Consider the following 26085-nt stretch of genomic DNA (forward strand, 5'->3'; position numbering starts at 1 on the left):
GAAGTGATCAGCGACGAACCCGGCGCCTGCCCCAAATGCGGCATGACGCTGGTGCCTGTCGCGGCCCAGGACGAACACGGCGGGCATGGCGACGGTGGCGGCGGGCATGGCGCACATTCCGGGCATGGCGGCGGTCCGGAGATCGAGGGGATCGAGGCGAATTTCATGTCGATGGTCGATCTGACCCGCGACATGCCCGCCAGCCCAGACGGATTGAAGATGGAATGGATCGATGTCCCGTTCGGACCATTCTTTCCAGGCTTGCCCGGTGGGCTGCGGCTTGACCTCATACTTGATGGCGATGCGGTGGCCGAGGCAAAGGCCGAAAGCCAGATGGGCAGTGGTGATCTGCTGCCAGAAGCCGGGATGACACCCGAAGCTTTCGTCGATCGTCTGGCCGCACTGTCGCCGCTCAGCCCGGTGGCTTACCGTGAACTGGCCTGCCGCGCGCTGGAGCGGGCGGCAGGCCAGAGCGCTGCCGCCGATACCGCAAATGCCCGCGTGGCAGCAGTGGAGCGCGAGCGCATTGCCAGCCATCTGAACTGGCTTGCAGGGTTCGGCGGGCAGACGGGTTGCGGTTGGCTGGAAGCCGGTGCTGGTGCTCTGCAAAAGGCGCTGCGCACCGCGGACATGGACGAAATCGCGAGACTGGCGCCAAGGATCGCAACCTTTCTGCGTCGGGTTCACCGCACGCCGCTGCTGCATGACAAGCTCAGTGGGGTTGGCCGGTTGACGGGTGGCGGTGCACTGTCCGGCCCGGCAGCGCGGGCCTCGGGTGAGGCTGTCGACGCGCGCAGCGACGATCCTGTCCTGAAGGCGCTAGGATTTGTCGTGCTGACCGGAGCTGGCGATGATGCACTGGCGCGTCTTACGCAACGCACACGCGAAATTACACAGAGCATTGATCTGATTTCGAGGGTGGGAGCGATTGAAGCGCCCATACCGATGGAGATCGGCACGGCATCCGGGAATGGTGATGCAGTGGTGGAAACCCCGCGCGGTGCCGCACGGCTGCGCCTGACCATGACCGACGGAAAAATCACGGCAGCCGAGATCGGCACACCCACGGCGGCACATATCGCGCTGATCGGCACGGTGGCCGAGGGCCGGGAACTGGGTGACGCGTTGACGGCGATAGGGTCGCTCGACATCAGCCCGTGGGAGATGACAGCGTGACGATCATCTGGATTTTGCTGGCGTTCCTCGTGGGGGCCTATCTGATCGCGGTGCTGGAAAGCTGGGCCGTGCATGGACGCCTGCAACCCGCGCGTCCCGCGTTTTCGGCGCTGGCGCTTCTGGGGCGTGAATCGTTGCTGGCGCGCACGCCAGACCGGCTTTTCTTCGAAGCCGGGCCGGTGCTGCTGCTGGTCGCGGGGCTTCTTGCAGTGGCGGTCATTCCGCTGGCACCGGGGCTGATCGTCACCGACCTGGCCACCGGCGCACTGTTTCTGAATGCAGCCCTGGCCTATGTCCTGGTAGCGCTGATCATGGCTGGCTGGGGACCGAACGGTGCCTATGGGATGATCGGCGGCTGGCGGTTCCTGGGTCAGTTCGTCGCCTATGCCATGCTGATCGTGATGCCGATCACCGCCGTGGCGATGCGGGCCGAGTCGCTTTCGACCGTGGATATCGTCACATCGCAGGCGGCCCTATGGAACATCGCGTATCAGCCGGTTGGCTTCGCATTGTTCGTCGTGGCCGCCATGGGCCTGGCCTGGTTGCCGCCGCTGGACCTGCCCACAGCGCCGGGCGATCTGGCAGGCGGGATCGAGGCCGAATATACCGGTGTGCGCCTGGCCGTGCTGCGGCTGGCCCGGATGACTGTGATCCTTGCGCTGGCAGGCGCGACTGTGACGTTTTACCTGGGCGGCTGGCTGGGGCCATGGCTCCCGGCGCCGGTCTGGAGCGGGCTGAAAATCCTGCTGGTCGCCGGGCTGATGGTCAGCGCCGGGCGGCTGGTGCCGCGGGTGCGCGAGGCGCGCTATCTGGCGCTGAGCTGGAAGCTGGGTATCCCGCTGGCCCTCACAAACATCTTCCTTGTCGGCGTCATTGCACTGGTGGTCCCGATATGACCGGAATGACCGCGCAGATGATCTTTCTGGCCTTCTTCGGCGCGGCGGCGGTGTGGTTCGGCATCGTGGTCTTCCGGACCAAGTCGATGGTGCGCTCGGCTTTGGCGCTGCTGTTCTCGCAAACCGCAGTGGGGCTGATGTTTCTGGTCATGCAGGCCGAATTTCTGGGTGTCCTGCAGATCATGATGATGGCCACCGAGATGAGTGTAATGGCCATCTTCATGGTGATGTTCATGATGGATCCCGGCGGCATGGGCGCGATGGACATGACGCATCAGAAGCGCCTGTCGCTCTGGGCGGGTGGCATTGGTCTGGTCGCGGCGCTGGCAGTGATCTGGCTGGCCGCATGGGGCCCTGCGGTACCGAACATCCCCGGTGCCGCGCAACAGGCCGCCGATCTGGGGCGCGAGTTGCTGGGCCGCTCGATGTTTATCTTCCAATCCGCCGGTCTGACGATCCTGACGGCGATGGTAGCGGCGACAATGGTGGCCATCGCGCCCCGGAAGGAGCGGAAGGAATGATCCTTGAATTGATGATCGCGCTGACCGCAGGCGCAGCGATGTTCGGCACCGGACTTTACGGCGCGCTGAGCCAGACCAACCTGGTGATGATCATCATGGGTGTCGAATTGGTGCTGGCGGCGGCACTGGTCAATCTGGTCGCCTTCTGGCGTTACCTGCATCCCGAGGAACCTGCCGCGCAGATGTTCGTGCTGATCATCATGGCGGTGATGGCGGTCGAGATGACGGTCGGATTCGGTATCGCCATCGCCCGGTTCCGGTCGCGCGGGTCGGTCGAGATGGAAGAAGCGCGCGAGTTGAAGGGATGATCTTTCTCGCGTTCACGATACTGTCGCCGCTGCTGGCGGGGCTGACGATCCTCGTCCTGCGCCGCGCGTCCGAAGCGCTGGGACTGGCGGGTGCCGCGCTGGGACTGGTCGGGGCCTTGGGGTTGCTCGCAACGGCAGGCAGTGGCGATGTGCAGGCGGTGCTGACAGGCCTGCCCGACATGCCGCTGCGGCTGATCGCGACGCCGCTGACGGCGGTTCTGGCGCTGCTGGTCGCCACGGTCGCCGGTTTCGTTCTGACCTATGCTACGGGCTACATGGCGAAAGATCCCGAAAAACCGCGCTTTTTCGGCACCCTGCTGCTGTTCGTAACGGCGATGCAGGGGCTGGTGCTGGCGGGCGACTGGATCATGCTTCTGGCGGCCTGGGAGATGATCGGTTTCGCCAGTTACCTGCTGATCGGCTTCTGGTATCGCCGCGACGGCGTGGCCAGCGCGGCGACACGCGCTTTCCTTTACACCCGTAGCGCCGATCTGGGGCTTTATCTGGGGGCATTCCTGCTGATTGGCGTGGCGGGCACGTCGGAGATTTCCGCGACCCTTGCCACCACCGGCACACCGGCGCTGATCGCCGGGCTGCTGTTGCTGGTCGCCGCGATGGGCAAATCGGCGCAGGTGCCGCTGCAGGACTGGCTGCAGCGCGCCATGGCCGGTCCGACGCCGGTGTCCGCGCTTTTGCACTCGGCGACGCTGGTAGCTGCGGGGGCGATCCTTCTGATCCGTGTGGCGCCGATGCTGCCGGGTGGCGCACTGCTGGCCATCGGCATCGTCGGTGGCGTAACGGCGGTCGTCGCCGGATTGATCGCGCTGGCCGAGCGCGACCTCAAGCGACTGCTGGCCGCCTCCACGTCCAGCCAATACGGGCTTATGCTGGTCGCGGTGGGCGCTGGCGCGCCGGTGGCGGCGCTTCTGCACCTGATCGCCCATGCCGCGATCAAGAGTTCGCTGTTTCTGGGCGCGGGCGTGTTTCAGCATGACCGCGACAGCACCACGATGGACGCGGTCGCGGGCGCAGGCCGCGCCCGGCCCGGTATCTTCGCGGGCTTCGCCATCGCCGCGCTGGCGCTGGCGGGCATTCCGCCGCTGGCCGGGTTCTTTTCCAAGGATGCGATTATAGCCGCCGCGCTGACCTCGCCATCGGCTGCGTGGCTGCTGCCGCTGACGCTGGCGGGTACGGTGCTGACCGGTGCCTATATGGGTCGCGCCCTCAGGGTGCTGTGGCACGGCGATCCCGGCGCCAAACCCGGAACGATCCCGCTGATGGCCACGGGAATGGCGGGGCTGGTGGCGCTGGCCGTCGTGCTGGGTGCGACTTTCGGCCCGCTGGAGCAGATGCTGAATGCGGAAATGCCCGAGTTCGGGTTGGCCGTTCCTGCGCTCGGGCTAGCCGCTGCGCTGAGCGGGCTGGCGCTTGGCTGGCTGGTGCCGGTGACCGGGCTGCTGCGCGGGCTTCTGCCCTGGGCCGAGCGCGGCTTTGTTGTAGCGGGCGGCATGGATGCGTTGATGGTCCGCCCGGCGCTGGCCATTGCCGCCGGATGCGAGCGGCTGGAACGTCGGCTTTACGATGGCGTGCTGGCTTTGGGCCGTGCCAGCCTGTCGCTGGGACAATCGGCGAGGCGCGCCGACCGTGATGCCATCGACGCCGCGATCTTCGGCCTCGTCGACCGTACCGTCATGCTCGGTGCCCGCGCACGCCGTTTGCAAAGCGGCTTCATCCATCGCGAACTGGCGATCACCACGATCGGCATCGCCGTCATAATCGTCGCGCTCTTCGCGGCCCCCTATCTGGTTTGAGGAGAGTGCAGCAATGTTGCCGCTTCTGAGTATCGCCACGTTTTTGCCCATTCTTGGCGGGCTGGTCCTGATGGCGCTGCCCGACCGATCCGCGCGGGTGACACACGGGGTGTCGATCGGCGTGACCGGCCTGACGTTCCTGATCACGCTGGCGATCTGGGCGCGCGGTATCGTTCCGGGCGGTTTTGCCCAGATCGAGGAAATTTCCTGGATTCCGGCCATTGGCGCAGCCTACCGGCTGGGGCTGGACGGGCTGAGCCTGCCGCTGGTGCTGCTGACCTCGCTGCTGTTTCTGCTCTCGGCGATCTATTCGGCGCGTGTCACCGAAAGGGCGGCCACATATGTGGTGCTGATGCTGATGCTGGAAACTGCCTCGCTCGGGACCTTCATGGCGCTGGACGGGCTGCTCTTCTACATCTTCTTCGAGGTCTCTCTGGTCGGCATGTATTTCATGATCGCCGGCTGGGGATACGAGGACCGGCAACGCGCCGCACTGATGTTCTTTCTCTACACTCTACTTGGGTCTCTGCCGCTTTTGCTGGCCATCCTCGGACTATATCTCAGCTCCGGCAGTTTCGACATGCGGGTCTGGATCGACGCCCCGCCGCTGACCGGCATCGCCGCGATGCTGGCACTGATCGCGATGCTGTTCACCTTCGCGGTCAAGATCCCGGCCTTTCCGGTGCATACATGGCTTCCGGCGGCGCACGTGCAGGCGCCGACGGCGGGCAGCGTCATTCTGGCCGGGGTGATGCTGAAATTCGGAACCTACGGGCTGATCCGCTTCGCCTTGCAGATGACGCCCGAAGCCTTCACGCGTGCAGGTGTGGTGATCCTTGTCTTCGGCGTGGTCAGCGCGATCTACGGTGCCTTTGCCGCACTGGCGCAGAGCGATCTGAAGAAGATGATCGCCTACACTTCCGTCAATCACATGGGGTATGTGGTGATGGGTGTGGCAGTGGCGGCACTTGCCACCGATCCGGCGATGCGCGTGGTGGCGCTGGACGGCGCAACCTTGCAGATGATCAGCCACGGCATCGTCACCGGCGCGCTGTTCTTCCTGGTCGGAATGTTGCAGGACCGCGCCCATGTTCGCGACATGGGCGATTTCGGCGGGCTTCTGGGTCAGGTGCCGTGGCTCGGCTGGGCCTTCATCCTATCGGCTTTCGCCTCGCTCGGATTGCCGGGGCTGGCGCACTTCCCGGCCGAGTTTCAGGTGTTTCTGGCGACCCTCAACGCACAGCCATGGGCGGTGGTGGCGATCCTTGCCATCGTGGTAACTGCGGGGCTGTATCTGCGCTCCGTCGCGGCGGTGTTCCTTGGCGAACTCAACCAGAAATGGGCCGCGATGCCCGATCTTGACCGGCGCGAGATGCTGGTGATCGTACCGCTTCTGATCCTGACGATCCTGATCGGTGTGGCGCCCGCCTGGCTTCTGAACATGATCCACACCACCATGGCGAGCCTGAGCTTCTGATGGCGCGCGATCTGTCGTTCCTGATCCCCGAGATCCTGCTGTCGCTTGCGGTGGTGGCGATGCTGATTGCCGAAATGGCGCGCTTGGCCCGACTGGCGTTATGGATCGGGTTGGTCGGGCTGACTGCCGCCACCCTGGCCACTCTGCCGTTGCTGGCCACGGATACCATCGTCTTCGGCGGCACCTACCGGATCGACCTTCTGAACGGCTGGGCCAAACTGATCCTGCTGCCGGGTACCGCCCTGTCGCTGCTGCTCGCAAGGGCCGAGATCGCGGGGAAGGAACGGGAAGGCAGTGTCTATTCGCTCCTGTGTCTCGTCACGCTGGGCGCGCTGATGCTTGCGGGCGCAGGTGACATGATGATGCTGGTGCTTGGCGTAGTGCTGACGGGGCTGGGGTCGTTCGCATTGGTTGCCTATCCGCGCGACGACGCCGCGACCGAGGCGGGGATGAAATATCTGGTCTTCGGTGCGGTCACCGGATCGGTGATGATCTACGGGCTGACCTTCTGGTTCGGCGGTGCTGGCTCGACGTTGTTCGCAGACCTCGGCGCGTTGGACGGCAAACCGCTCATCGCAATTGCCGGGCTGGTCGCGGTGATCGTCGGGCTGGGCTACAAGGCCTCGCTGGTGCCGTTCCATTTCTGGGCACCGGACGCCTATGACGGTGCACCGGTGTCGGTCGCGGCCTATCTTTCGGTGATCACCAAAACAGCCGCGATCTTCGCCTTCGCACAGGTGCTGCGTGATCTGCCGACGGGCAGCGGGTGGCCGCTGGTGATTGCCCTGATTTCCGCCGCGACGATGACCTACGGTTATCTGGCCGCAGTGGTGCAGACCAATCTGGTGCGGCTGATCGCCTATTCCTCGGTCGCGCAGTCAGGTTATTTCCTTATGGGCATCGTGGCGCTGGGCGTCAGCCCGCTGGCCGTACCCGGTGTTATTATCATGGCTGCGGCCTACGTGGCGATGAATCTCGGTGCCTTCGCCATCGTCCTTGTGGCCGGGCGGCACCTCGACGACATCAGGGGCTTCGGGCGCACCCATCCCATAGCCGGTGTGGCAATGGTGGTGTTTCTCCTGTCGCTGACCGGCATACCACCGCTGTTCGGGTTTGTCGGCAAGGTCTACCTGTTCGGTGCAGCCATCGAGGCCGGATATCTCTGGCTGGCGATCATCGGCATCCTCAACTCGGTGCTGGCGCTCGGCGTCTATCTGCGGATCGTCGTGCCGATGTATCAGGCAGCGCCCGAGGACGTGGCAGGCTTCAGGAATTCGCCGCACCCGGCACTCATCGCGGTCATAGGTGTGACTTCGGTTGTGACGTTGGGCATGGGACTGCTGGCTGGCCTGTTTCCGGGCTAGAGAATGAACCGAACCAGGGAGTGTGCGACCTGCTTCTTCAGTCGACGGGCGAGCGGCCCATCTGGCCTGTTCCTGATCGACGATGCGACTATCCATGGTCCTGCCCGGCAACCAAACCTCCCGGAAAATCCGGCATATCCGATTTTATGGGACAGAGCGCTGATGCGCTGATCCCGTTATTGTGATCATGGCTGTAACCAGAATTGCTACCGTCTGTGTTTTCCAGCGCATATGCCTGTCGCGATGACTTGCGTACTCACCAGAGTAACGCTCGACTGGCCTACTGGAAGAGGGATTGATGATGGCAAAAGACGGACTCATGAAGCGGTGGTGGATGCGCCATCTCATTGTGATTGCGCTGGCGGCCCTGGGAACTGCGATGTTCCTGTACAGTCGGACCGAGTGGTCGCCGATGCACCGATGGAACCGGGCATTGGGTGACATGTCATTGGTTCTGGTGGCTATGGCGATGGCACTGGGACCGATATCCCGGCTTTCCCGAGGCTTCGTCCGGATACTGCCCTATCGTCGCGAGTTGGGTATTTATGCGGTCCTTCTGGCACTGATCCACGCAGGGGTTATCCTGTTTGGCTGGGTCCAGCTGGATCTGATGCGCCTGATCGGTTTTGAATATCATCCCGGTCTGGAAAGATATGTCATGGTGCAGCAGGGCTTTGCGCTGGCCAACCTGATCGGTGTGCTGGCGCTTCTCTACGGAGCAGTCCTTGCTGGAACATCGAACGATTTCAGCCTGCGCTGGCTTGGCGACAAGGTCTGGAAATTCGTTCAACAAGGCACTTACGTGCTGTGGTGGCTATCGGTGGCCCATACCGCATATTTCCTGTTCATTCACTTTCTCGACTTTCATCGCAGCACGCCGGATGCAAACTGGTTCCAGTGGCCGTTCGTCGCTCTGGTCGGGACTGTGATGGTTCTTCAGATTGCGGCATCCCTGAAGACCTGGCGAAAGGCGCGTCAGAGGGGAACCGGCACAGCAGCGACGGTTTAGCCCAGCCTGTTCGGTGCGGGTCAGATACTTACAGGTTTCCGGGCAGGACCTCTTCGTCGTGCCCGGATACCGGTCCGGCCCTCTGCGCCCTTCAGGGCAAGGATAGCTTGCTCAGCCAAGAACCACTCAGACCATCAGGGATGCGGCAGCCCATCCCTTCGAGCCGGTCTCAGCCGCAGGTCACATCGGGATTGAATGGGGCGAAAACCCCGGTCGGATTTTCGCGCTGTGTCCAGATATGCAGGTCGTAATGCGGTTCAAACCCATGGGCTTCGTCGCCTTCGGTGTCGCTCATGTCAGCCATGACATCCCAGGGCTGATCGCCAGACATCGGCACTCCGTCTTCCCCCGCCGCGGTCCAGGCAGCCTGGAATATCAGGTTTTCGACACCGACAAGCTGCAACGATCCGTCGGGCTGTGGTTCATAAAGCAATATCGACGGAGTGGTGAAATCTGTGTTCATACCGTTCCCGTTCACCCGGCCCGTGCCAGGGGGGACAGCCCCAGAAGCCCCGGATGGATATAATGAATGCCCATCGCTCCCATCTCGGCGGGCAGGCCTTCAGCAGCGGCGGATACGCAATCGCCGGGAGGTGCGGGGAAAAAGCCCTCGGCAAGAGCCACGTTGATATCTGCATATTTCGCCGTCGCGGTCAGGATCGTGTCGATCTGATCGGTCTCGGCCAAGGCGACACCGACGGTCAATATGCTGACCGCAAGCGGTATAAATCCATATCTCATGTTATAGGGTCCTCTCGAATGAACTTCCGATCCAGCCGCATGCTTTACGCTACGTTAACTTTAGCGTTTTTTCAAGCTGGATAGTGGCATTGAGTGGTATCAGGCCTGCTTCATGTAATGGCGCGGCTTCTGATCACGCGACAGGGTCGCCATAAGGTCGCCGAAACGATCCCCCTGTATCGAAATATGCTTTCGCATCTCGCTGGCGGCACTTTCGGCATCGCCCGCAATCAGGCAGCGCATGATGCGTTCATGCTCTTCGAGCGAAGTGGTGATGCGGTCACGGGCGCGCAACTGGATGCGGCGGAACGCCTTGAGCCGCTTTTGCAGCCGGTCGATCTCCTGGAGCAGGAAGGCATTGCCGCCGATCGTGCGGATGGCTGCATGAAACCGTTCATTGGCATAGTAGTAGGCATCGGCGTCGCCCGCCGCCGCGGCCTCGGTGCAGGCGTCGTGCCGCCGACCCAGATCGGCAAGGTCGTCGGTCAGTGCCCGCCGCGCCGCATTGCGCGCGCACAGCGCCTCCAGTTCGGCCATGACCTCGAACATCTCCGACAGACGCTCCGGCCCGATCTCGACGACGAAAGCTCCGCGCCGGGGAATATGCTCGACCAGGCCGGTGGCGGCGAGCTGAAAGATCGCCTGCCGCACAGGTGTGCGCGAGACTGAGAAATCGCGTGCAAGCGCCGCTTCGTCCAGCCGGTCGCCGGGGCGGATATGGCCTGTCAGTATGCGATCTTCGAGTGCGTCGCGCAGATCGATGGGCGTGGCTGGCATGGTCGGTCGTCCCTCCTGCCCCGACACTAGCCCGGCGCGAAGAATATAAGAAGCGCGGAATTGTATACAAAACGATTGATATGGGACATTCGACCAGGTTACGTGTCGTCACGGGAAGAGTGCCGTCCGGGGAGGGACGCACCGCCGATACCAGACAAAGATTCGGGAGGATCACAAATGACCTATGTTCGTACCGCCTTCGCAGCCGTGCTTGCCACCACGCTGCTCGCATCGGGCGCGTTCGCCCAGACCCTCAAGCTCAGCCATCAATGGTCTGAGGGCGACGTGCGCCACAAGGTCGCCCAGATGGTCGCCGACGAAGTGGCCGCAGCCGACGTCGACCTTGAGATCCAGATTTTTCCGAACCAGACCCTTTTCAAGGCGCGCGAGCAGTACACGCCGCTCAGCCGCGGGCAGCTTGATATGACCGTCCTGCCGCTGTCCTATGCGGGCGGGCAGCAACCGGCGTACAACCTGACGCTGATGCCCGGACTGGTGAAGAACCACGACCACGGCGACCGCCTGTCAAATTCGCCGTTCATGGAAGAAATCCAGAAGATCATGGCCGGGGACGATGTGATGGTCCTTGTCCACGGATACCTCGCGGGCGGCTTCGGCTCCAACAAGGGTTGCATCACTGCGCCAGAAGATGTGGCGGGCCTCAGCATCCGCGCCGCGGGCAAGTCGTTCGAACAGATGCTGGCCGGAGCCGGGGCTTCGATCAGTTCGATGGCATCGTCCGAAATCTACCCGGCGCTTCAGACCGGCGTTCTCGACGCGGCCAACACCTCGTCCGAAAGCTTCGTGAGCTACCGTCTGTATGAGCAGCTGTCCTGCTACACACCCGCGGGCGACTATGCGCTGTGGTTCATGTATCAGCCGCTGCTCATGAACAAAACGACCTTCGACAACCTGACACCTGAACAGCAGGAGGCGTTGACCACTGCCGCCGCCAACGCAGAGGACTTTTATCTGCAGGAAGCCAAGAAGGGCGATGCGGACGCAGCCAAGGTCTTCTCTGACAACGGCGTGGAACTGGCCGAGATGTCCGAGGCGGATTTCAACGCGTGGCGCGAGTTGGCGAAAACCACTTCCTATCCCGCCTTCGTGGAGGAGACGCCGGACGGACAGCGTCTGCTGGACATGGCTCTCTCGGTCGAGTGATCTGACCCACCTGATCCGGGGCGGTGCGCGTTACGCGCCGCCCTTCACTGACCCGAAGGAACGCCTGCGTGACCCCCATCGTAACCCGCGAACACCCCGTGGCCATTCGCTATATCGGCCACGTCTCGACCCTCTGCGGCATTGCGGCGTCGCTGATGATCCTGGCATCCGTCCTCATCACCTGCCAGATGATCTTCGTCCGCACGGTCCTTAACCGTTCTACGGTCTGGCAGACCGAAGTGGTGATCTACCTGATGATCGCCGCGACGCTCATCGGCCTGCCCTACGTCCAGAAGCTGCGCGGTCACGTCGGCGTCGACCTGCTGCCGACACTTCTGCCCGCCTCGTTCCGCCGTGCGCTGGCCGGAATAACGCTGGCGGTGACGGCGGCGATGATGGCGGTCATGCTCTTCTACGGCTGGGAAATGTGGTACCTGGCCTGGGTTCGCAACTGGAAGTCGGAGACTGTCATGGCCGTGCCGCTGTGGATTCCGTGGTTGTTCGTGCCGCTAGGGTTCGGCCTTTTCCTTCTGCAACTGGCGGCCGATCTGTGGCTGACTTTGCGCGGCGCTCCGATGGACGAAAAAGGATTGCCCGCGATCGGTCCCGAACCGTTGGAGGAATACTGATGGACCCGCTGGTGCTTGGCGGTCTGGTCGGCATCGCCACGATCATCGTCCTGTTCTCGGGTGTGCCGGTCGCGGTAGGCCTGTTGATCGTGTCGACGTTCTTTCTCTTCGTGTTCGACGGTCCGCGCAGCCTTCAGGCCCTGCCGGAGCTGTTCTACGGCGATCTGAACTCCTTCGCGCTGCTGTCGATACCGATGTTCATCATCATGGGCTCCGCCATCGCCTCGACCCGTGCGGGACCGGATCTATACGAAGCGCTGGAACGCTGGCTGACACGCGTTCCCGGCGGCCTCGTCGTCTCCAACCTCGGGGCCTGCGCTCTGTTTGCCGCGATGTCCGGCTCCAGCCCCGCGACCTGCGCGGCCATCGGAAAGATGGGCATCCCCGAGATGCGCAAACGCGGCTACCCGGATGAAGTGGCGGCAGGCTCGATCGCTGCGGGCGGAACGCTGGGCATCCTGATCCCACCGTCGGTCACGATGATCGTCTACGGCATCGCTACCGAAACCTCGATCGGACGGCTCTTCCTGGCAGGAGTGTTGCCGGGCCTTCTCCTCGTGACGTTGTTCATCGCCTGGGCCATCTTCGATACCTGGCGGAGAGGAGCTGCGGGCGTGGCGCTGTCGGGGGTACGCTATACATGGGCGCAACGGCTGGAAATTCTGCCCCGCGTGGTGCCGTTCCTGCTGATCATCGCGGGCGTGCTCTATGCCCTTTACGGCGGCATCGCGACACCATCGGAAACGGCGGCCGTCGGCGCGCTGCTGTGCATTGTCGTCGCGGTCGTCGTCTACCGGATGTTCCGGTTCAATGCACTCTGGGCGGTGCTGCGCGACTCGACGCGGGAATCTGTGATGATCCTTTTCATCATCGGCGCGGCGGGGGTGTTCTCGTTCATGCTTTCGTCGCTTTTCGTCACCCAGTCCATTGCGGGCTGGATCGCCGATCTCGACGTGAACCGTTGGGTGCTGATGGGGATCATCAACCTTTTCCTGCTGGTGGCGGGGTTCTTCCTGCCGCCCGTCGCCGTCATCCTGATGTCCGCACCGATCCTGCTGCCGATTATCCTGGCCGCGGGCTTCGACCCCTACTGGTTCGCTGTCATCGTCACGATCAACATGGAAATCGGGCTGATCACGCCGCCCGTTGGTCTCAATCTCTATGTCATCAACGGCATCGCGCCCGATATCTCATTGCGCAAGATCCTCGCTGGATCGCTGCCCTTCGTGCTGAGCATGGTGGTTGCAATCATCATTTTGTCGGCCTTCCCCGGCATTGTGACCTGGCTGCCCGATATCGTGATGGGACCTGAGCTGTGAGGGGCGCAAGCCTACTGTCGGACCTCGTGGGCCGGGTCGCGGACGCGGGCCGGGGTCTTATGTCGGCCCCGCCCGCCCGCGACATCGCCGACCTTTGCGAGGCGGTTCTGTCGGGCAAGGGCGAGGCGACGGGGCTGGCGCAGGCCCGTGCCATCTTCGAGCGTTACGACGCCATGACCGCCGACCGCCGCCGCGCCTTCTTTGGCACCCTCCGCGACCGTTTCGGCGTCGATGCCGCACGGGTCGAGGCGGCGTGGGCGGGTCGGAAAGAAGGCGACCTGCGAAACCTGCACACCGCATCGGAGCCTCGCTCGCAGGAGCTGATCCGACGGCTCAACCGCGCGCCCGGTGGCACGCGTCGGCTGGTGGCGATGCGGCGCGATCTGCTCGACTTTCTGGCCGGGGATGCCACGCTCAAGCCGCTGGACGACGACTTCCGCCATCTCTTTTCCTCGTGGTTCAACCGCGGCTTTCTCGAACTCCGCTCCATCGACTGGTCCACCCCGGCGGCCATCCTCGAAAAGATTATCCGCTACGAGGCTGTCCACGAGATCAGCGGCTGGGACGATCTGCGCCGCCGCGTGGGCGCGCCCGACCGCAGGCTCTATGCGTTTTTCCATCCCGCTCTCGCCGACGACCCGCTTATCTTCGTGGAGGTGGCGTTGACGACCGGCATTCCCGGCGACATCGGTGCCATTCTGGCCGAAAGTCGCGAAATGCTGGAGCCAGGACAGGCCGAGACGGCGGTTTTCTATTCCATCTCCAATTGTCAGGCGGGGCTGCGTGGCATCTCTTTTGGCAACTTCCTCATCAAGCAGGTGGTCGAGGAATTGCGTCGCGAATTCTCGGGCCTCGACACCTTCGTCACGCTCTCGCCGGTGCCCGACCTGCGCCGCTGGGCCAGGGAAAACGCCGACGCCCTGCCACCGCGCCTGTCGAAAACGGCGTCCTCCGATACGCCGGAGGCTTCGGCCCTGGCCGAGTTGACAGCGTATTACATGCTGGTCGCCCGTGCCGACCGCGGCGGTGCCACCGACCCTGTCGCGCGGTTCCATCTTGGCAATGGTGCCCGGCTGGAGCGTATCCATCCCGCCGCAGACCGCAGCCCGCGCGGCATGGCAGGGTCCTGGGGCGTGATGGTCAACTATCTCTATGACCTTGCAACGATCGAGCGGAATCACGAAGCCTATTCGACCGCCGATCAGGTCATCGCCGCCCCCGCCGTGCGGCGCTTGCTGAAATCACACTGAGAGGGGCCGACATGCCCGACACAAATCATCTGATCCGCGCCCTCCGCTCGGCCTCCGATGGACGCGGCGACGCACCCTTCGCCACCGATACTACCGGGACGGTCACGACCTACGCCGACCTCTGGCACGGGGCAGCCCGCATGGCGCGGGTTCTCATTTCCCACGGGGTTGAACCGGGCGACAGAGTCGCCATGCAGGTCGAAAAGTCGATTGCCGCGCTGCAATGCTATCTGGGCACGGTGATGGCCGGGGCGGTCCATCTGCCTCTCAACACTGCCTATACTGCCGCCGAGGTCGGGTATTTCCTGACCGATGCGGCCCCCCACGTCTTCGTTTGCGACCCGGCCCGGCAGGCGGAGATGAAGACAGCCACGCGCGAGGCCGCGGTCGCCCATGTCCTCACCCTTGATGCCGACGGACGGGGCACCGTCGCCGAGGCGATGGGAAACGCGCCCCCCCTGCCCGCAGCCATCCCGCGCGAAGCCGATGACATCGCCGCGTTCCTCTATACATCCGGTACGACGGGCCGCTCCAAGGGGGCCATGCTGACGCACGGGAACCTCGTCTCGAATGCCGCTGCCTTGCGCGACCTGTGGCAATTCACGGCAGACGATGTGCTGATCCACGCGCTGCCCGTTTTTCACACACACGGCCTGTTCGTTGCGATCAATGTGACCCTGATGGCCGGCGGCCAGATCCTTCTGCACGGCAGCTTCGACGCCGCCGCCGTTCTGGCCGACTTCCCCCGTGCCACGACGCTGATGGGCGTGCCGACCTTCTATACCCGGCTGCTGGACCAGCCGGGCCTGACGCGACAGGCGGCTGCACACATGCGCCTGTTCGTGTCCGGTTCCGCGCCGATGCTGACGGACACGCACGCGAAGTGGCACGATCGCACCGGACATATCGTGCTGGAACGCTATGGCATGACCGAGACCTGCATGAACACCTCGAACCCCTACGACGGCACGCGCAAGCCCGGTACTGTGGGCCTGCCCCTGCCGGGGGTGGAGGTGCGGCTGACCGGGACCGACGGCATCCCCGTGCCCACGGGCGAGCCCGGCGATATCGAGGTGCGTGGCCCCAACCTCTTCGCGGGCTACTGGAACATGCCCGAGAAGACTGCGGAAGACATGCGGCCCGGTGGGTGGTTCGCCACCGGCGATATCGGCACGGTGGATGCCGACGGTTACTATACCATCGTCGGGCGGTCGAAGGACCTTATCATTTCGGGCGGCTACAATATTTACCCCAAGGAAATCGAGACGCTGGTGGACGCCGTTCCCGGCGTGGCCGAAAGCGCGGTCTTCGGCGTGCCTCATCCCGACTTCGGAGAGAGCGTCGCCGTTGCCGTCGTCCGCCTGCCCGGTTCATATCTGACGGACGAGGATCTGCTTGCTGTCGTGATGCCCGACCTCGCCCGCTACAAGCACCCCCGCCACATCCATTTCCTTGACGCGCTGCCGCGCAATACAATGGGCAAGGTGCAGAAGACCGAACTGCGGCGCAGCTTCGGCGGAAACTGATACCGGCCGGATTGTCCGCTGATCAGGCCCGTGTCCCACCATAGGGCCAATGTGCGAGCCAGGATGGCTGCCGGGCTTCCTGACGGGTCAAGCCAGAGACGTGAACGGAGGATGTGGGTCTTGTTTCCCGCGCACATCCTGTGGCGTGAACCTGCAAGCGGGGCGGAGTCAATGCCCGCTAACCCATCTTGATACAGCGCCAGATCACACAGGGTTTCGCGCAATCACGGGCGGTCGATAACCCGGAAAAACTATTCTGATCAGCAATTAGTCAAAGAAAGGCGGATTTGCATGGACACCCGGGTCTTGCGCAATACCTGATAGATGAAATCGACTGGCACCCGCCAAGAGGAGGACGAAGATGACCGTCGAAAAGAGCGCTCTTGTTAAACGGGGCATGGCCGCGCGACTGACGGATCGCGAATGGGACGCCGTGCGCGACTGCTGCACTGAAATCAGGGATGTCACGGCCAAGACCCTGATCTCGCGAATGGGCGAGTCGCTGGACCGCAGCCTGTTGTTGATGGACGGGATCGTCGGGCGGCATGTTCCCGGACCGCACCGCGATTTTCGTGAAATGGTCGCGCTGGAGGTTCCGGGCGACTTTGTTGATCTGCACAGCTTTCCCATCGGAACCCTGGACCATGATGTGACGGCCATGACGAATGTCAGATTCGCCGTCCTTCCTCACGATCTCCTTCGGCAACTGCTGATCGACATGCCTGACATAGGCATTTCCCTCTGGGGTCAGACCGTCATCGACGCATCCATCCACCGGTACTGGTCGTTCCGCGTCGGCGCCCTGCGGGCCAGCGGGCGGATCGCCAATTTCCTGTGCGAGATGGAGGCCCGGCTGGGAATGGCCGGACTGGCCGAAGGTCACAGCTTCAACCTGCCGTTGACGCAGACCGATCTGGGCGAAGCTTGCGGCATGTCCGCCGTGCATGTGAACCGTGTCCTGCGGGAACTGCGCGAGGCGGAATGCTGCGTCTTTCAGGACGGTCGGGTGACGATCACCGACCTGACAAAGCTGACCGAAATCGGTCAGTTCGATCCAGGCTTCCTGACCATCGGACTAAATCGGGCCTAGGCCTGTTCTCCGACAGACATCTGCACATCCACACGCAGGCCGTCCGCTTTCCAGTCGAACACGATCGTCCCGCCCACGGCCCCGACTATGGTGCGAATGATCCCGGACCCGCCCTCGCGTTTCGGGACGGTGACGGCTGGACCCCCATTTTCCTGCCAGACCAGGTTCAGAACACCGCAATCCAAATGCCAGGATAGGTCGACGTGCCCTTGCGGTGCGCTCAGGGCACCGTATTTCACTGCATTGGTCGCAAGTTCATGCAGGATCAGCGTCAAAGGCGTGACCCGAGATTCGGGCAGGACCATGACCGGACCGTTCAATACAAACTGCGTTTCGGCCATCGGGGCATAGGCATGAAGGATGGTCTCGGCGATCTGCGCCAGAGCAAGACTTTCCCGTGATCCATCCTCTCCAATCGTGTCGAAATGCGCTTTTCCCAAGGCGAGCAACCGGCCCGTGATCACGTCGCGCAAGGCTTCGGACCCTGGATAGTCCCGACTTGTCATCTTGATGACGACGGCCATGACATTCACGATATTGCGCAACCGATGAAGCAATTCGCGGGACCGAAGCGCCGCCGCTTCCTTCTCTTTCCTTCGCTGAGACGAGACGTCGAGTTGCGATCCGAAATAAAACACCAAATTGCCGTCCGGGTCGGAAATCGGACCGAGTTGCAGCGCATTTACGAATTCCGAACCATCCTTGCGATAATTCACGATCTCGACTGTCGCCAGCTCCTCGCCGGTCAGGACCTCGCGCAACCTCTCGATGCTGTCGCGTGTGGTGCCCGGTCCCTGCAGGAACCTGCAATTCCGACCGATAACCTCCTCCATCGAATAACCTGTCAAATCACAGAAGGCATCGTTCGCGAATACAATGGGATTGTCGGTTTGCGTAGGATCGCTGATGCACAGGGGCATGCGGATATGACTGATTGCCTGCCGGAACACTTCACCTTTGGCTTTGTTCCAACTGGCCGACAGTTCGGCCAGTCGCGCTGCGACGACATCTTCCAATCTTAATCCTTTCGAAATGGACCAATGGGTGCAGGGATTCTTGTATCATGCCGCACCGCAATGTCCTGCGGCGCGCCCCCATAGAACCCAGTTCTCCGGTGTCCTCAAGTCAGGTCACGCACGGAAACGTGCGATGTTATCAAATATCAATATATCATCCGACCGGTTTATGATGCCGCATAAGACGCACGGATATCTCAGGATCTGTATTCGACCGGGCGATGATAGGACGGTACGGCCGTTGCCCCATTCAGATCTTGCTGCGGCGAAGATCCGTTCGCCGGTTTCGTCGAACGCCCGACGAGGATACCAAGCCCCAGGATAGCTGCGGCCCCGCCAAAGACCAGCGCCTTGCGCATAAGGTCGCCGTCGACAATCAGCCCGTCATCATAAGCGCGACTGTCATAGGGACCGTGCGCATTCGCCGCCTGATCCCGAACCGGCCCATCCAGGTTATCGGGTCCATCCTCCGTCGGTCGGTCGGACTTTTGCATGCGAACGCCCTGATCCTCCAATCTGCTCTCCACCACGTCGGGGGCCAGAATATTGCCGACCATCAGTTTAAGGACAGAACCGCCGACCAGCATTTCCCGCGCATCCGTATCAATGGCCCGAAGAATACCCCGTGCAGCGACTTCCGGCTGAAATATCGGCGGGGCGGGTTGCGGTTTGCGGTCCATCCGGTTGCGCGCCCAGTCAAATTGCGGCGTGTTCACCGCAGGCAATTGCACCATCGATAGTGTAATCGGGCGACCGGCCTGCCTGATTTCGATGCGCAGGGCCTGTGTGAAGCCTTCGACCGCATGTTTCGCGCCGCAATAGGCCGCCTGGTTCGGAACGGAGACATAGGCAAGGCCGGACCCGACATTGACGATATTGCCACGCGACATGATGCGCAGCGCAGCGCGGCAGCCGTTTACCGTGCCAAGATACGTGGTCTCGGTGATCTTGCGGAACTCCGTCTCGTCGACCTTGTCGAAAGGCGAGAAGCTTGTGAGCATGGCGGAATTGACCCAGATTTCGGGCACACCGAATTCCGCCACGATCCGGTTCGCGGCCTGATCCAACAGTGTGCCGTCCGACACATCGACCGCCTCGGTCCAGATGCGGTCGCCCAGTTCGGCCGCCATTTCGTCCAGACGTTCCTGCCCGCGGGCCAGGACCGCAACGCGGTATCCCCGGTCCAAAAGGGCATCTACTGTCGCGCGGCCCACGCCTGCGGACCCTCCGGCGACCACGGCGACGGGATGATGGGTTCGGGACATTGAGGACTCCTGCGGAAACGGCCATGCGACCCGATGGACCGCTCAGTCAGACAAACGCACGTTCCCACGCAAAAGGTTCCGGCACCCGGCATTCCATGCTTCAGGGCAACCGCATGCCGCGGGCCCGACCGGACCCTGTCCGGGATCTTGCGCAGGAAGGGACAGAAAGGGTCAGTCCGTAACCGCAAGCCGGTTACCGCCCGCCGCATTGAACCACGCGACAAGGGCCCGGCGTTCGGCGGGCGTGATACCAGTAAGGTTGGCGGGGGGCATGGCCTGCGTCACACCAGCCTGTAAATATATCTGGCGGGCCTGTGCCGCGATGTCGCCGGTGGTTTCCAGATAGACGCCCTTGGGCGCCCACCGCAGGCCGTCCCAGTTCGGTGCGCGCGCGTGACACATCGAACAGCGGCCCAGCACGATGTTTTCGACCTCGGCGAAACCCTCGGCCTGTGCATAGCGCATCTGACCGTCGGTCAGCGGCATGGCTTCGACCGCATCGTAATCACCATCCCATGTGGAGGCGGTAGACAGCCAGGCAATCACCACGAAAATCACCGCCGTCGCACCCAGTGTCCAGGCCGGGCCGCTGCCGGTCGCATGCTTTGTGTTGAAGTAATGCCGGATCGTGACACCCATCAGGAACACAAGCGCCGCGATGATCCAGGCGTATTGCGTTCCGAAGGCCAGTGGATAATGGCCCGACAGCATCAGGAATATCACCGGCAATGTCAGATAATTGTTATGCGTCGACCGCAGCTTGGCGATCTGACCGTACTTCGGGTCCGGAGTGCGCCCGGCCTGCAGGTCGGCAACTACGATGCGCTGGTTCGGCATGATGACGAAGAAGACGTTGGCCGTCATGATCGTCCCCGTCATCGCACCCAGATGCAACAGGGCGGCGCGCCCGGTAAAGACCTGATTGAGCACCCAACTGAACACGACGATCCCGATAAACAGGATTAACATCACCGCAGTCGGTCTTGTTTTCAAAGGAGATTTGCATAGCAGGTCATAACCGATCCAACCCACGCCGAGGAACGCCGCCGAAATCGCGATGGCTTGCCATGTGGCAAGGTCGGCCTTGGCCGGGTCGATCAGGAATAACTCCGCCCCGGCCCAGTAGACGACCGCCAGAAGGGCCGCGCCGGACAACCATGTGGCATAGCTTTCCCATTTGAACCAGATCAGGTGGTCGGGCATGTTGTCCGGCGCGACCATGTATTTCTGGATATGGTAAAAGCCGCCGCCATGGACCTGCCATTCCTCGCCCGACGCGCCGGGGGGCAAGGGCACGTCTTTCCGCAGTCCCAGATCCAACGCGATGAAATAGAACGACGACCCGATCCACGCGATCGCGGTTATGACGTGCAGCCAGCGCACCGCAAAGGCCAGCCAGTCCCACATGATGGCAAGATCGTACATCGGCAGCATCTCCGTCGTCGGTGGCAGGCAGGCTCAGCTGCCGCGATAGGTGGTATAGCCGAACGGCGACAGCAAAAGCGGCACGTGGTAATGCGCGGCCTGTGACATGCCGAACCGCAACGGCACGGTGTCGAGGAACCTGGGGCTTTCCGACGGCACGCCGCAGCGATCGAAATAATCCCCGCAGTGAAACACCAGTTCATAGGTTCCCGCCGCGAATTCCGTCGCCGGCAGGATCTGCGTATCGGTGCGTCCGTCGACGTTGGTCGTCAGGACGCGCAGTGGCGTCCGGGTGTCGCCGTCGATGCGGTACAGGTGAACTTCCAACCCCTCGGCGGGGCAGCCGCGCGCCGTGTCCAGAACGTGCGTCGTAAGGTATCCGGCCATGGCATGCTTTCCTTTTGCAAGTCGTAAGGATGCAATGCGCGCGAGCCAAGGTGAAGTGGAGAATCCCGAAAATTCCGCCCCTTCCCTTGAAAGTCACCGCAAAGCTGTCGCCATATGGCCATCAGCACCGCAGGAGCCGCCGATGACCCGATATCCCCGCGACCTACAGGGCTACGGCCCCACGCCGCCGGACCCGCAGTGGCCGAACGGCGCGAAGATCGCCGTTCAGATCGTCCTGAATTACGAAGAAGGCGGTGAAAATAACATTCTGCATGGTGATGCGGCGTCCGAAGCCTTCCTGTCGGAAATCCTAGGGGCCGCCGCCTGGCCCGGTCAACGCCACGCCAATATGGAATCGATCTACGAATACGGCGCCCGCGCAGGCTTCTGGCGACTGCACCGGATGCTGCGCGATTTGCCTGTAACCGTCTATGGGGTTGCCACTGCACTGGCCCGGTCGCCCGCACAGGTGGATGCGATGCGGGATGCCGGTTGGGAAATCGCGTCGCACGGTCTGAAATGGATCGAGCACAAGGACATGGCGGAAAACGACGAACGCACCGCCATCGCTGAAGCCATCCGCCTGCATATCGAGGTTGTGGGCACGCCACCGCGGGGGTTCTACTGCGGGCGATCATCGAAAAACACGATCCGGCTGGCCACCGGGACAGGGGCCTTCGCATATGTTGCCGACTCTTATGCCGACGACCTGCCCTATTGGATTGAAGTGGGTGACAGGGATCAGTTGATCGTGCCCTATACGCTGGACTGCAACGACATGCGCTTTGCCACGCCACAGGGGTTCAATGCGCCCGAACAGTTCTTCGACTACCTGCGCGCCACTTTCGATACGCTGCACGCCGAGGGTGTCGCGGGCGCGCCCAAGATGATGTCGGTCGGGTTGCATTGCCGTCTGGTCGGTCGCCCGGGTCGGGCCGAAGCCCTGCAACGGTTTCTCGACCACGCGCGGACCAGGGGTGATGTCTGGTTCGCCACCCGCGAACAGATCGCCGACCATTGGGCCGCAACCCATCCCCATACACGGCGCGAAAACCCCAGCCAGATGGATCGCGATAGTTTCGTCGCCCGCTTCGGTGGTATTTTCGAGCACTCGCCGTGGGTCGCGGAACGCGCCTTCGATCTGGAGCTTGGTCCTGCGCACGACACGGCAGTCGGGTTGCACAGCGCCCTCTGCCGCGCCTTCCGCTGTGCGTCCGAGGACGACCGCCTTGGCGTCCTGACCGCGCATCCCGATCTGGCTGGCAAACTGGCTGCGGCCAGGCGTCTGACGGAGGAAAGCACCTCGGAACAGGCCAGTGCGGGCCTGGATGCCCTGACCGACGACGAGCGTGCGATATTTACCCGGCTGAATACCGAATATGTCGCGCGCCACGGGTTTCCCTTCATCATCGCGGTGCGCGACCACGACAAGAGCAGCATCCTCGCCGCGTTCCAAAGCCGCGTTGCTCATGATCGCGCCCGCGAATTCGACGAGGCCTGCCAGCAAGTCGAGCGCATCGCCCTGCACCGCCTGAAAGCCATTCTGCCATGACCCGCACGATCCGGCCCGAACCGCTGACGGCCAAGGCTTTCGCCCCGTTCGGCGATGTGCTGGCCGCTTCCGGTGATGCCGATAAAATCATCAATCAGGGTCTCTGTAGCCGCTTTCATGACCGTGCCCGGCTGGACTTCACGGAAGGACGCGCCGGGATCAGCATTTTCGATGCCGTCCCGCGCAGCCTGCCGCACGATCTGGACATGATGGAACGACATCCCGACGGGTCTCAGGCCTTCGTGCCGATGCACCAGAACGACTGGCTGGTGATCGTGGCCGCCGATGCCGACGGGACGCCGGGCGCACCCCGCGCCTTTGTTGCCTCACAGGGTCAGGGCGTAAACTTTCATCGCGGCACATGGCACGGCGTCTTGACGCCTTTGGCCCCACCGGGCCTGTTTGCGGTCATCGACCGGATCGGACCGGGCGACAACCTGGAAGAACATTGGTTCGAAACCCCCTGGCGGGTAACGGCCAACTGATCGGGAACCGCCGACAAGAGCGGTCCCACCACACCAAGAGGGATACGAAATGACCGACACATCCATCGGAACGCCGGAGCAGCTCCGCGATCCGGACTATACTCCACCGCTCCACAAGGCGATCCCGCTGGGCATCCAGCACGTCCTCGCCATGTTCGTCTCGAATGTCACGCCTGCGATCATCATCGCGGGTGCGGCGGGCTTCGGCTTCGGGTCGAACTCTCCCGATTTTCCGGAACTGCTCTACCTGATCCAGATGTCGATGCTGTTCGCTGGCGTTGCCACCCTGTTGCAGACCATCACGCTGGGGCCGGTCGGTGCGGGCCTGCCCATCGTGCAGGGCACATCCTTTGCCTTCCTGCCCATCATGATCCCGCTGGTTGCGGGCAAGGGTGTCGATGGCTTGGCCGCGCTGTTCACGGGCGTCATCATGGGCGGTCTGTTCCACACGCTGATCGGCACGTTCATCGGCAAGATCCGCTTTGCGCTGCCACCGCTGGTCACCGGCCTTGTCGTCACGATGATCGGCCTGGCGCTGGTCCGCGTCGGCATCCAGTACGCGGCAGGCGGCGTTCCCGCCATCGGCACGCCGGAATACGGCAGTCTGCTGAACTGGTCGGCGGCGCTGGTCGTCATTGCGGTGACGCTGGGCCTCAAGTTCTTCACCCGCGGCATGCTGGCCGTCTCGGCGGTGCTGATCGGCCTGATAGTCGGCTATGTCTATGCATTGGGCGTCGGCATCCTGACGGTCGAGGCCATCACCTCATCGTGGAACCGCTCCGCCGCCTTCGCCCTGCCCCAACCCTTCAAGTATGGGTTCGAGTTCAGCGTCGCGGCCATCGTCGGCTTCTGCCTGATGGCCTTCGTCTCGGCTATCGAGACGGTCGGCGACGTGTCGGGCATCACCAAGGGCGGGGCGGGACGCGAAGCCACCGATACGGAGATCCAGGGCGCGACCTATGCCGACGGTCTGGGCACTGCGATTGCAGGCGTGTTCGGCGGGTTCCCGAACACATCGTTCAGCCAGAACGTCGGCCTGATCGCGATGACCGGCGTGATGTCGCGTCACGTCGTGACCTGCGGCGCGATTTTCCTGATCATCTCGGGACTGGTGCCGAAAGTCGGCGGCGTCATCCGCACGGTGCCCATCGAGGTCTTGGGCGGTGGTGTGATCGTGATGTTTGGCATGGTCGTCGCGGCGGGCGTTTCGATGCTGTCCGATGTCGACTGGAACCGGCGCAACATGGTGATCTTCGCGGTCTCCCTGTCGATTGGCCTTGGCCTTCAGCTGGAACCGGGCGCAGTGCAGTATCTGCCTGAATGGGCGCGTGTCCTGATGGTCTCGGGTCTGTTGCCTGCGGCGTTCATCGCCATCATCCTGAACCTCGTTCTGCCCGAACACCTGTCCGATGAGGCAACCGAGGAAGTCTCTGGCGGCATGGCCGGACGCAGGCAGCCAGAGGGCATCCCGCTGGAGACCCCGCGCCACTAGGATATCCGGCCCCCGCTTACGGGCGGGGGCCGTTCCGGATCGAACCGTCGCTAGCCAGAACGCGGCAACGCCATATGCCGGTTCACATCCTTGTAGAGCAGATACCGGAACGGCCCCGGCCCACCCGCGTAACAGGCCTGCGGACAGAATGCGCGCAGCCACATGTAATCGCCCGCCTCGACCTCGACCCAGTCGGCGTTCAGGCGGTAGACAGCCTTGCCCTCCAACACATACAGCCCGTGTTCCATGACGTGCGTTTCCAGGAACGGGATCACACCGCCCGGCTGAAACGTGACAATGGTGACATGCATGTCGTGGCGAAGATCGGTCGGATCGACAAACCGCGTCGTGGCCCAGGCACCGTCGGTGTCGGGCATGACGGTCGGCGCGATGTCGGCATCGTTCAGGATCAGCGGGTCCGGAGCGTCCAGCCCCTCGACCGCGACATAGGCCTTGCGGATCCAGTGGAACCGCGCGACTGCACCGCCGTCGTTGCGCAATGACCAGTCTGCGCCCGCAGGGACATAGGCATAGCCGCCTTCGCCCAGATCATGCGCCTGCCCCGCCACCGTAAGCGAGACGGTGCCCTCGACCACGAACAACACGCCCTGTGCGCCCGCGTCGGTTTCGGGCCTGTCCGACCCACCACCGGGCTGAACCTCCATGATATAGTGACTGAAGGTCTCGGCGAACCCCGACAGGGGCCGGGCGAGGACCCAGAGGCGCGTGGCTGTCCAGAACGGCAGGAAACTGGTCGTGATATCGCGCATCGTCCCTTTGGGGATCACGGCATAGGCTTCGGTGAAGACGGCGCGATCGGTCAGCAGGTCGGTCTGGGGCGGGTGGCCGCCCCTGGGGGCGAAATAGGGTGTCTTTGACATGCCTGCTCCGGATTATTGATTGGCGATGCGACAGACATGAACCCGGCGCAATTGCCGCAACTTGTCGGGCGACTGTCCCCGATGTCAACGTGTCCGGCCCGCGCGGGGTCACGATCTACGTATCGTGCGGGCGCCAGCAGCGTCCAGGCGTCCGCCGCAATCCTCTGCGGATGGCGCATAGTTCAGGGCGGCGAATTCCGATCATGCACCACCGAGCCCGCAGCCTGACCGAAGACGGATCGAGAGCGCCTGGACAACAGGTTGGCCGCGACTTACGAAATATTTCGGCAGCTATACACACAATTACAAATAGTTAAGGCAGGTATTACAGGTTGACGGGAAATGCCTGACACGCATGAATCACCCGTTCGTGATAATAGTTAACAATCCGTTAAGACGCCTTAGTTTTTACCAGTTCAATTGTTTTCATGTTCAATCCCGATCCTTCCTACAACTTGGGCTTCGGCAGGTCTGCCCTGTCCCTATCATCGGTTTCCGGTCGTACGACCCCGGTTTGCTCCACG

25 protein-coding genes are annotated in these 26085 nt (G+C 62.8%); 17 read left to right on the forward strand and 8 right to left on the reverse strand.

Features of this window, described 5'->3' with window-relative positions; genetic code table 11:
* The 8 genes from BMY38_RS10765 to BMY38_RS10800 form a co-directional block, all read left to right on the forward strand.
* Positions 1-1176 (forward strand): NADH-quinone oxidoreductase subunit D-related protein (locus tag BMY38_RS10765; protein WP_217638802.1); only part of this gene is annotated, 1176 nt, incomplete at its 5' end.
* Positions 1173-2072, forward strand: coding sequence for a complex I subunit 1 family protein (locus BMY38_RS10770; protein ID WP_092762721.1), 900 nt, complete (start codon positions 1173-1175; stop codon positions 2070-2072). The genes BMY38_RS10765 and BMY38_RS10770, both read left to right, overlap by 4 nt.
* A complete protein-coding gene (locus tag BMY38_RS10775) occupies positions 2069-2593 on the forward strand; it encodes an NADH-quinone oxidoreductase subunit J family protein (protein WP_245737571.1) in 525 nt (174 codons plus the stop codon). The genes BMY38_RS10770 and BMY38_RS10775 overlap by 4 nt, the downstream gene beginning before the upstream one ends.
* Positions 2590-2901 (forward strand): NADH-quinone oxidoreductase subunit NuoK, encoded by a 312-nt coding sequence (gene nuoK / locus BMY38_RS10780; protein WP_092762725.1) that lies wholly within the window; start codon positions 2590-2592, stop codon positions 2899-2901. The genes BMY38_RS10775 and nuoK overlap by 4 nt, the downstream gene beginning before the upstream one ends.
* A complete protein-coding gene (locus BMY38_RS10785) occupies positions 2898-4712 on the forward strand; it encodes an NADH-quinone oxidoreductase subunit 5 family protein (protein WP_092762727.1) in 1815 nt (604 codons plus the stop codon). Before nuoK ends, BMY38_RS10785 begins: the two co-directional genes overlap by 4 nt.
* Positions 4713-4725: 13 nt before the next feature.
* Positions 4726-6189: a complex I subunit 4 family protein gene (locus tag BMY38_RS10790; RefSeq protein ID WP_092762729.1), complete on the forward strand. Its 1464-nt coding sequence runs from the start codon at positions 4726-4728 to the stop codon at positions 6187-6189.
* Positions 6189-7553, forward strand: coding sequence for an NADH-quinone oxidoreductase subunit N (locus tag BMY38_RS10795; protein WP_092762731.1), 1365 nt, complete (start codon positions 6189-6191; stop codon positions 7551-7553). The genes BMY38_RS10790 and BMY38_RS10795 overlap by 1 nt, the downstream gene beginning before the upstream one ends.
* Before the next feature lie 334 nt (positions 7554-7887).
* On the forward strand, positions 7888-8562 hold the full coding sequence (locus tag BMY38_RS10800; RefSeq protein WP_245737572.1) for a ferric reductase-like transmembrane domain-containing protein: 675 nt from the start codon (positions 7888-7890) through the stop codon (positions 8560-8562).
* A 169-nt stretch (positions 8563-8731) separates the two neighbouring features.
* Here the strand turns inward: BMY38_RS10800 and BMY38_RS10805 are convergent, their stop codons facing one another.
* The 3 genes from BMY38_RS10805 to BMY38_RS10815 form a co-directional block, all read right to left on the reverse strand.
* Complete coding sequence (locus BMY38_RS10805; protein ID WP_092762733.1) at positions 8732-9025, reverse strand: hypothetical protein; 294 nt, start codon at positions 9023-9025, stop codon at positions 8732-8734.
* 11 nt (positions 9026-9036) lie between these two features.
* Complete coding sequence (locus BMY38_RS10810) at positions 9037-9303, reverse strand: hypothetical protein (protein WP_092762735.1); 267 nt, start codon at positions 9301-9303, stop codon at positions 9037-9039.
* A gap of 99 nt (positions 9304-9402) precedes the next feature.
* Positions 9403-10080 carry a GntR family transcriptional regulator gene (locus BMY38_RS10815; RefSeq protein ID WP_092762737.1) on the reverse strand — a complete coding sequence of 226 codons (678 nt, stop codon included), beginning with the start codon at positions 10078-10080 and terminating at the stop codon, positions 9403-9405.
* 177 nt (positions 10081-10257) lie between these two features.
* Here BMY38_RS10815 and dctP point away from each other — a divergent pair, with 177 nt between their 5' ends.
* The 6 genes from dctP to BMY38_RS10845 all read left to right on the forward strand — a co-directional run bounded on the left by dctP (position 10258) and on the right by BMY38_RS10845 (position 17058).
* Positions 10258-11244, forward strand: coding sequence for a TRAP transporter substrate-binding protein DctP (dctP, locus tag BMY38_RS10820; RefSeq protein WP_092762739.1), 987 nt, complete (start codon positions 10258-10260; stop codon positions 11242-11244).
* A gap of 68 nt (positions 11245-11312) precedes the next feature.
* Positions 11313-11873 carry a TRAP transporter small permease gene (locus tag BMY38_RS10825; RefSeq protein WP_245737573.1) on the forward strand — a complete coding sequence of 187 codons (561 nt, stop codon included), beginning with the start codon at positions 11313-11315 and terminating at the stop codon, positions 11871-11873.
* Positions 11873-13192 carry a TRAP transporter large permease gene (locus BMY38_RS10830; protein ID WP_092762741.1) on the forward strand — a complete coding sequence of 440 codons (1320 nt, stop codon included), beginning with the start codon at positions 11873-11875 and terminating at the stop codon, positions 13190-13192. The genes BMY38_RS10825 and BMY38_RS10830 overlap by 1 nt, the downstream gene beginning before the upstream one ends.
* The gene (locus BMY38_RS10835) at positions 13189-14442 is read left to right on the forward strand and encodes a malonyl-CoA decarboxylase (RefSeq protein WP_245737574.1); all 1254 of its coding nucleotides are present in this window, start codon (positions 13189-13191) and stop codon (positions 14440-14442) included. The genes BMY38_RS10830 and BMY38_RS10835 overlap by 4 nt, the downstream gene beginning before the upstream one ends.
* 11 nt (positions 14443-14453) lie before the next feature.
* Positions 14454-15968, forward strand: coding sequence for an AMP-binding protein (locus BMY38_RS10840; protein ID WP_092762745.1), 1515 nt, complete (start codon positions 14454-14456; stop codon positions 15966-15968).
* A gap of 361 nt (positions 15969-16329) precedes the next feature.
* Positions 16330-17058: a Crp/Fnr family transcriptional regulator gene (locus BMY38_RS10845; protein WP_217638803.1), complete on the forward strand. Its 729-nt coding sequence runs from the start codon at positions 16330-16332 to the stop codon at positions 17056-17058.
* Here the strand turns inward: BMY38_RS10845 and BMY38_RS10850 are convergent.
* The 4 genes from BMY38_RS10850 to uraH form a co-directional block, all read right to left on the reverse strand.
* The gene (locus BMY38_RS10850; protein ID WP_245737575.1) at positions 17055-18074 is read right to left on the reverse strand and encodes a PAS domain-containing protein; all 1020 of its coding nucleotides are present in this window, start codon (positions 18072-18074) and stop codon (positions 17055-17057) included. The two genes, BMY38_RS10845 and BMY38_RS10850, sit on opposite strands and share 4 nt — an antisense overlap.
* Before the next feature lie 197 nt (positions 18075-18271).
* Entirely contained in the window at positions 18272-19339 is a 1068-nt protein-coding gene (locus BMY38_RS10855; protein ID WP_092762749.1) for an SDR family oxidoreductase, read from the reverse strand.
* 171 nt (positions 19340-19510) lie between these two features.
* Positions 19511-20764: a urate hydroxylase PuuD gene (locus tag BMY38_RS10860; RefSeq protein ID WP_092763320.1), complete on the reverse strand. Its 1254-nt coding sequence runs from the start codon at positions 20762-20764 to the stop codon at positions 19511-19513.
* A gap of 33 nt (positions 20765-20797) precedes the next feature.
* On the reverse strand, positions 20798-21151 hold the full coding sequence (gene uraH, locus BMY38_RS10865; RefSeq protein WP_092762751.1) for a hydroxyisourate hydrolase: 354 nt from the start codon (positions 21149-21151) through the stop codon (positions 20798-20800).
* Between the two features lie 142 nt (positions 21152-21293).
* On the opposite strand from uraH, the gene puuE reads away from it, so the two are divergent.
* Genes puuE through BMY38_RS10880 form a run of 3 tightly spaced genes read left to right on the forward strand, consistent with a single transcriptional unit; the run spans position 21294 to position 24680 of the window.
* On the forward strand, positions 21294-22703 hold the full coding sequence (puuE, locus tag BMY38_RS10870; RefSeq protein WP_092762753.1) for an allantoinase PuuE: 1410 nt from the start codon (positions 21294-21296) through the stop codon (positions 22701-22703).
* Positions 22700-23188 (forward strand): ureidoglycolate lyase, encoded by a 489-nt coding sequence (locus BMY38_RS10875; RefSeq protein WP_092762755.1) that lies wholly within the window; start codon positions 22700-22702, stop codon positions 23186-23188. Before puuE ends, BMY38_RS10875 begins: the two co-directional genes overlap by 4 nt.
* A 49-nt stretch (positions 23189-23237) precedes the next feature.
* Positions 23238-24680 carry a uracil-xanthine permease family protein gene (locus BMY38_RS10880; RefSeq protein ID WP_092762756.1) on the forward strand — a complete coding sequence of 481 codons (1443 nt, stop codon included), beginning with the start codon at positions 23238-23240 and terminating at the stop codon, positions 24678-24680.
* 50 nt (positions 24681-24730) lie between these two features.
* Here the strand turns inward: BMY38_RS10880 and BMY38_RS10885 are convergent, their stop codons facing one another.
* Positions 24731-25561, reverse strand: coding sequence for a bifunctional allantoicase/(S)-ureidoglycine aminohydrolase (locus tag BMY38_RS10885; protein ID WP_092762758.1), 831 nt, complete (start codon positions 25559-25561; stop codon positions 24731-24733).
* Between the last annotated feature and the right edge of the window lie 524 nt (positions 25562-26085).

Source organism: Jannaschia helgolandensis (genome assembly GCF_900109285.1).
GTDB classification, from domain to species: Bacteria; Pseudomonadota; Alphaproteobacteria; order Rhodobacterales; family Rhodobacteraceae; genus Jannaschia; species Jannaschia helgolandensis.